This window comes from uncultured Nostoc sp. (assembly GCF_964245575.1).
Taxonomy (GTDB): domain Bacteria; phylum Cyanobacteriota; class Cyanobacteriia; order Cyanobacteriales; family Nostocaceae; genus Nostoc.
This window is the reverse complement of the sequence record NZ_CAXTNP010000457.1, coordinates 1-4101: the sequence shown is the minus strand read 5'-3', so window position 1 is coordinate 4101 and position 4101 is coordinate 1. Positions and strand designations below refer to the sequence as shown.

The following is a 4101-nucleotide window of genomic DNA, read 5'->3' as shown; positions in this document are numbered from 1 at the left end:
ATTTTCACTGTTTGGTCTTCACTGCCGCTAATTAGGGTTGTACCATTGGCATGAAAAGCAACTGACCAAACTTTATTAGTGTGTCCTTGAAAAAGCAAAAGTTGTTGACCAGTAATAACTCGCCATAGCCGAATCTCACCGTTAGCATCTCCTGTAGCTAAAAGTTGGCCATCTCGACTAAATGTTACTGACAACACAGTGGCAAAGTTTTTAGCAAAGACAGACCGAGTAAGGTCGCTGTGAGCAAAACTGACCTTATGCAGATTCACGTTCTGTAGATAAGCTTGCCGAACAGCTAGATGGGAGAAGTCATAACCAGTTAAATCAGTCTGTAATTGACACAGTAGATTGAGAACGTTACTCCCAGCATATCCAGGTTTGACAAGAAATTTGTCTCGCAATGGTTCTAGAATTTGAATTAGCTTGTCTTCAATATTTCTCTGAATGATAAAAACACTGAGCAATCTTTTGATGATTGGCTTCAAAATCAGGCGAATTTGAATATCTCTGACATAATCTTTGACAGTAGCTCCCATCAGAGCATGACTCATGAATAGTGCGATTTTACCTGTAGTAATTTCTTGACAAACCTGTTCAATTATGATCTCTGTGATATACTCCATAACCACAGGTTGCAGGGTGAACCGTGCTGTGCTTTTTTCAATAAGCGATCGCCTCCGTAGAGATTCTAGTGCTTCCAGTAATTCTCTTTTTGCTAAGAAACGCACAATATCTTCTAGCAGTTCTTCTAGCAAAACTGGCTCACGCTTGATTGCCAACCAGTAGATAATTTCTTTTTCTAGCTCTGAGGCGCGTTCAAACTGCTGGTCTAATAAATTACGAGTGTCACCAAAAATTATTTCTCCTTCGGCTAAAAAGGCAGCAATATCCCCACCAAATAATTCTCGGATTGTCTCAGAGACTAGCTTTAAAGCCAATAGATTGCCTGAATAATTCTTAACTAGTTTCGCCCAGTTTTGTGGCGACCCAGATAAGCCTTTATCTTTGAGAATTTCTTGCCCTTCTGTTTCTCCCACACCAGGTAATGATATTGTTCTGACTGGTGATGCTTTGCCCTCTAAAGGTGCAAATTCTTTCGGTTTTTCGCGACTAGTAATCACCAAGCAGCTTTCATGAGGTTCTTCCCCTACCCGTCTAAGTAGTTGACCGTAATCTTCATATCCTTCTTGATAGTATCCGGCGCGAGCCTCCTGCGAAGAAGCTACGCTCATGCTTGTTTGCAAAATTGTTTCTGCATTATCCAACACTATAAAACAACGCCGCTTTCGTAAATAATTAATTAGCAGCGTGATTCTACCATTTACGGTTTCTGGTAAATTCGTTTCTTGCTCATCAGATAGAAATCGGATCAGATTCGCTAACATCTCTTGGATGGGTGGAGCATTGCGGAGAGTTCGCCAAACTAAGTAATCAAAATTCTCTTGAACTTCCTCTGCCAGTTTTACAGACAAAGCGGTTTTGCCAATTCCCCCCATGCCTAAGAGTGCTACCAATCGACATTTATCATTGACAATCCACTGCTTAAGGTTAGACAGTTCTGTTCCCCGTCCGTAGAAGACATCACGGATACTTGGCGCTTCGCCCCAATCTTGACGCTTGTTGGCAGTCGCTTCTATAGTCTGCAAAGATGCTTGATATTCACTTTCAATAATTTGCTGTAACTTAGTGAGTTTACCTGGGCCACCGTCACTCACTTGGAATTTTTTGTAAACCTCGCTCAATCTTTTACGTACTGCTTCGGCACTGATACCCAATTCTTTGGCGATCGCATTTGGCGAATTGTCTTGAACAGCATATAACAATACCTCTAGCTCACTGCTAGACACACTCCGTTCTTGGGCTAAAGCCAAAAGAAAGTCTTCGGGAATCTCACTCATGCTCACATCAAGACAAACTACACTCCAATATTAGCTCACTATGTGAGAACTTCATCTGTTAATAGTGACCTTTAACTCTTGTCTAGTAATGAAAATACGTTATTGAGTCAGTACTTTTTAAATAATTTTCTCAGTTTTCCTTGACCAAGTAACTAAGTTATATTAAAGTGAGTTTTAGCAGGCAACTCGAATAACTTAGTAAGTTTACGGTTGCATAACTCAAACTTAGTGAGGAAAAGGTCAAGGCTGGAACCGTAAATCGATTTTCAAAAAGACAAGGGTTCAAAGTCTGTATGAATTGCATTTTAGGGGTTGATGCGCGTAGTGTGCGTTCTGCATCATCACGAGCATTGAGCACCTAACTTTAATTTCCAAATTATCTTTGCAATTCATTAAAAGTTTACTTTCACCATTTTTAAATACCAAGATCATTGTTGTTGGTATTCAAACTTGATTCAGGTTTGGTAGGACTGCTGCGTGCTTTGACTAGCTAAAAGCAAAGCAAGTATTGACTCCTTTTTTAGGACAGTCGAGGTAGCCCTAGCTGCTGCTTAGATTCAACTCTCAAAACAGGAAAAAAACTATGAAAATCAATCTCAAAGATGATGAAAATCTACTATTTAAGTGGTTTTGTCAGGGACTCAAGTACTTTCTGCTGACTCTGCTTGGTTTGGCGATCGCTCTTGTTTTATCTCACATTTTTGGCGCGGTGTCAATAGCTGGGATGCTGTTATCCCCAAGTCTATGGATATGGTTTGTGAGGATAGCAGTATCTCTGTTTTGTCTATTTGCGATCGCCATGATTGTTGAGTCTTGGAGTTAATTCTTTATTCAATCATCAGCAACAAGATTGCAATTTTAGGTTCGTAGTGAAGTTTAATCAACTTTCTTGGGTTAAGTGCAAGTTAGCCCAAGGCTTCCCACTAGGAGATTATATCATGTCAAACAACAGCAACTCCTCCGGGGGAGAAACACTTTCGCCGCTTTTAGTCATCTTAGTGGCAGGGTCAATCTCTTTAGCGATCGTTAACAAAGCTAATCACCCAGCATATTTTGACATTGTTAAAATAGCTATGGTCTACAGCTTTGGCTCAATCAAGTCTCAAGGAAAAACTAATTCCAATAACCAGGATGATGTAAATCAGGATGAGTTGAAATAGCAGACATGAAAACTATCTGTGAAGGCAGGAAAAAAATCACTGTTTTTTACAGATAGCCTGCCAAAGGTGAGTTGCAGATTAGAATTTGCTTCTAAAATAGAAGAATGCTGTCAACTCACACTCAACTACTGCGATTGTCTCAAGGACAACTTAACTTACTAGAAGCTTGTCCGCGTAAATTTCAACATACCTACCTAGAACAACTCAATTCGCCCTCAAATCCTGAACAAGAAGAACGGCAAACTTTGGGTAGTCGCTTTCACTTGCTAATGCAGCAGCGAGAAATGGGTCTGCCAATTGATAGTTTCCTGCAAGCAGATGCTAAACTGCAAAGCTGGATGCTAGCTTTTGCTGACGCAGCCCCAGAAATTTTAACGGCTGTATCTGACAACCAAATTTTTCGTGAAAGTGAACACTACCGGACTCTGCAAGTTCAGGACTATTTGCTGACGGTTGTGTATGATTTATTGATTGCAGATAACCAACAAGCGCAAATTCTCGACTGGAAAACTTATCCTAAACCACCCAATAAACGCAAGTTAGAATCCAACTGGCAAACACGGCTTTATCTGTATGTATTGGCAGAAACTAGCGACTATTTGTCAGAAAATATTTCGATGACTTACTGGTTTGTCCAATCTGAGGGGAAACCGCAAAATATTAAATTTAATTACAATACTGTTCAACATACACAAATAGCAAAGAAACTTAATCAACTGTTAAGCCAGTTAACTATTTGGCTGGAAAATTACCAAAACAACCAGCAGTTTCCGCAAGTGGTGGAGGGTAGCAAAACCTGTGATTATTGTCAGTTTGCCAAACGGTGCGCTCGCACACAAGTTACTGAAGAAGCAGTCAAAAACTCATTGCCAAATTTTGACAGCATTCAAGAAGTCTCACTCAACCCTATACTTTAGAGCAACACGCTTGGGTTAAGGCTAAAAAATAAAACTGGGGTCGCACCTGTGTACTTGATTGCGGTGCGACAAAGTTTGAAGTACCTCAAAACGACTTTGAAGTACCTCAAAACGACTTTGAAGTAC

The 4101-nt window shown here is 40.2% G+C and carries 4 protein-coding genes; 3 read left to right on the top strand and 1 reads right to left on the bottom strand.

The genetic code is table 11. The annotated features are described in order from the left end of the window. The coding region (locus ACFFAP_RS36790) for an NB-ARC domain-containing protein (RefSeq protein WP_375515828.1) at positions 1-1898 on the bottom strand (1898 nt) is incomplete at its 3' end. 583 nt (positions 1899-2481) lie between these two features. Between ACFFAP_RS36790 and ACFFAP_RS36785 the strand changes: the two genes are divergently transcribed. The 3 genes from ACFFAP_RS36785 (at position 2482) to ACFFAP_RS36775 (ending at position 3975) form a co-directional block, all read left to right on the top strand. Further along, positions 2482-2721, top strand: a complete 240-nt coding sequence (locus ACFFAP_RS36785; RefSeq protein WP_375515827.1) for a hypothetical protein — start codon at positions 2482-2484, stop codon at positions 2719-2721. 115 nt (positions 2722-2836) lie between these two features. Beyond that, positions 2837-3058 carry a hypothetical protein gene (locus tag ACFFAP_RS36780; RefSeq protein ID WP_375515826.1) on the top strand — a complete coding sequence of 74 codons (222 nt, stop codon included), beginning with the start codon at positions 2837-2839 and terminating at the stop codon, positions 3056-3058. A gap of 104 nt (positions 3059-3162) precedes the next feature. After that, on the top strand, positions 3163-3975 hold the full coding sequence (locus tag ACFFAP_RS36775) for a PD-(D/E)XK nuclease family protein (protein WP_375515825.1): 813 nt from the start codon (positions 3163-3165) through the stop codon (positions 3973-3975). Positions 3976-4101 lie beyond the last annotated feature (126 nt).